General features: G+C 77.3%; 1 protein-coding gene. It reads left to right on the forward strand.

Annotated elements, in window-relative coordinates:
• Positions 1 to 1,876 (forward strand): lysylphosphatidylglycerol synthase domain-containing protein (locus ACIQOV_RS39395; RefSeq protein ID WP_401055703.1); only part of this gene is annotated, 1,876 nt, incomplete at its 5' end.
• Positions 1,877 to 1,957 lie beyond the last annotated feature (81 nt).

The raw sequence follows: 1,957 nt of genomic DNA on the forward strand, positions 1-1,957 counted from the left end.
CCCCCGGCCCGGCGAGGTCCTGCGCGCCCTGCGCGACAGCGGCCTGCGCCCGGTCGAGGCCCGGCCGGCCGGCCCCGACCGCTACCGGGTCCGGCAGGCCGACGACCGCCCCGACCTCGACGTCCAGCTCCTCGACCGGCAGGCCGTCACCGCCGCCGCCGTCCAGCGCGCCTGGCGCCGGCTGCGCCTGCGCACCGCCCCCGACCCGCGCGTCCTGCGCTCCCCGCGCACCGGCCTGGAGCACGAGGCCCTGGTCACGTACGCGGCCCTCGCGGCCGGCGTCCGCACCCGCCGCATCGCCGCCACCGCGGGCATCGGCCAGGACACCGCCCTCATCGCGTACGAGCGGCTGGCCGGACGCACCCTCGACGAACTCACCGACGAGGAGATCACCGACGAGCTGCTCACCGACGCCTGGCGACAGTTCGCCCTGCTCCAGCGCCGCGAGATCGCCCACCGCGCCCTCGTCCCCTCCTCCCTGCTGATCGACGGCTCCGGCGCCGTGCACCTGGTCGACTTCGCCGACGGCGACATCGCCGCCACCGAACTCGTCCTGTGCTGCGACCTCGCCCAGCTCCTCACCACCCTCGCCCTGCGCGCCGGCGCCGCCCGTTCGGTCCGCACGGCCACCGCCGTCCTCGGCCCCGACCCGATCGACGCCGCCCTCCCGCTGCTCCAGCCCATCGCCCTCACCCACACCACCCGCCGCGCCCTCAGGCAGCACGCCAAACGCACCACCGCCCGAGCCGCCGCCCCGGCGAGCGGCAGCCACGGCGCAGCAGCCGGTGACGTGGGCGCGCCCACCGGTGGCACCGGAGCCGCCACCACCCCCGAGCCGGGGACCCCGCACGACTCCCCCGCCCCCGGCGGCCTCCTCGACGAGATCCGCGCGGAGGTCCTGCGCACCCGCCCGCAGGTGGTGGGCCGCCCGGTGCGGCTGGAGCGGCTGCGGCCGCGGACCCTGCTGATCGTCGTGGGCGGCGTGGTGGCCGGCTGGCTGCTGATCCCGCAGCTGTTCGCGGCGGAGGACAATCCGGTCTCCGCGCTGGCGGACGCCGATCCCTGGTGGCTGCTGCTGGCGCTGGTGGCGGCGGCGACGAGCCACGTCGCGGCGGCGATGGGCTTCGTCGGTTTCGTGCCGGAGCGGCTGAACTTCCGCAACGCGGTGCTGGCGCAGGTGGCCGGGTCGTTCGTGAAGCTGGTGTCGCCCGGCGGCGTCGGCGGGGTCGCGCTGAACACCCGCCTGTTGCAGCGGGCGGGCATCCCCACCGCGCAGGCGCTGTCCAGCGTCGGCGTGGGGACGCTGATCGGCCTGGTGCTGCACCTGCTGCAGCTGGGGGCCTTCGTCTACCTGCTGGGCTTCGAGCCGGGAGGCTCCGAGCTGGACGCGCTGCCCGCGGTGGTCGCCGGGCTGGCGGGGGCGGCGGCGCTGCTGGCGGTGGTGTCGGCGATCCCGGTGGCGCGGCGGTGGCTGGCGACGCGGCTGCGGCCGCTGACGGCCGAGGTGCTGCCGCGGCTGCTGGACCTGCTGCGCAGCCCGACCCGGCTGGCGGTGGGCGTGACCGGGCAGCTGCTGGTGTCGATCTGCCTGATCGCCTGCCTGTACTGCTGTGCCCGGGCGATCGGCCCGGAGCCGTCCTTCGCCGCGGTCGCGGTGGTGTTCCTGGTGGGCAACGCGGTGGGCAGCGCGGCGCCGACCCCGGGCGGGGCCGGCGCGGTGGACGGGATGCTGCTCACGCTGCTCCAGCAGACCGCCTCGATGGAACAGGGCGGCGCACTGGCCTCGGTGGCGCTGTACCGCCTGCTGACGCTGATCCTGCCGGTGCTGCCGGGCTGGGCGGCCTTCGTCTGGCTGCAACGCCGCCGGGCCCTCTGAACCGGGACGGCCGGTCCGGGTGGCAGCGAGCCCGACAGCAGCGCGGCGGCGCCGACCGCGCCGACCGCGGCGACGGCCCGC

The sequence above is a fragment of the Kitasatospora sp. NPDC091257 genome, assembly GCF_044757675.1.
Taxonomy (GTDB): domain Bacteria; phylum Actinomycetota; class Actinomycetes; order Streptomycetales; family Streptomycetaceae; genus Kitasatospora; species Kitasatospora lactacystinica.